This is a genomic window from Hymenobacter cavernae (assembly GCF_014641455.1).
GTDB classification, from domain to species: domain Bacteria; phylum Bacteroidota; class Bacteroidia; order Cytophagales; family Hymenobacteraceae; genus Hymenobacter; species Hymenobacter cavernae.
The window spans coordinates 21,145-21,509 of sequence record NZ_BMHT01000018.1; the positions used below are offsets into that span (position 1 = coordinate 21,145).

The 365-nt window shown below is 67.7% G+C and carries 1 protein-coding gene; it reads left to right on the forward strand.

Annotated elements, in window-relative coordinates; translation table 11 throughout:
* Positions 1–365, forward strand: a 365-nt coding sequence (locus IEX74_RS22870) for a glycoside hydrolase family 97 N-terminal domain-containing protein (RefSeq protein ID WP_188816419.1), incomplete at both ends; no start/stop codon positions are given.

Sequence of the window (365 nt, forward strand, 5' to 3'; positions counted from 1 at the left end):
TCGGCGGCGGCCAAAGGCTGGCTGCACCCGCACGCCAAAGCGCAGACCGGATTTGCCAATACCCAGCCTAGCTACGAGGAGAATTACCAGCGCGGCATTGCGGCCGGCACACCCTCTACCATCGGGCAGGGGTGGTCGTTTCCGGCCCTGTTCCAAACCAACGGACACTGGGTGCTGCTGACCGAAGCCGGCCTGGACCGCACCTACTGCGGCACCCACCTGGCGCACGAGTCGCCCGATGCCGAGTACGCCGTAGCCTTCCCGCAGCCGCCCGAAAAAACCACGCCCGAGGCGGCCCTGCTGCCCGAAAGCCGCCTGCCGTGGCGCACGCCCTGGCGCGTCATTGTGCTAGGTGCTTCACTGGC